Here is a 205-nt window from a genome sequence, read left to right on the forward strand (position 1 = left end):
CGCTAAAGAGCTTAACTTCCGTGTTCGGTATGGGAACGGGTGTGACCTCTTCGCTATCGCCACCAGACAAGAGATTGCTCTCTCAAAACTAGATAACAGTTTGCTGAGTAAAGCTTACGCTTTTAAAGTTTGGTTAAGTCCTCGATCGATTAGTATCAGTCAGCTACACATGTCGCCACGCTTCCACCTCTGACCTATCAACCTG

At 46.3% G+C, this 205-nt stretch carries 1 rRNA gene; it reads right to left on the reverse strand.

Going from position 1 to position 205, the window contains the following annotated elements:
• Positions 1-67 (reverse strand): 5S ribosomal RNA (gene rrf, locus AC0C45_RS30355); the annotation flags it as partial.
• Positions 68-205 lie beyond the last annotated feature (138 nt).

Source organism: Priestia sp. VA7 (genome assembly GCF_055710015.1).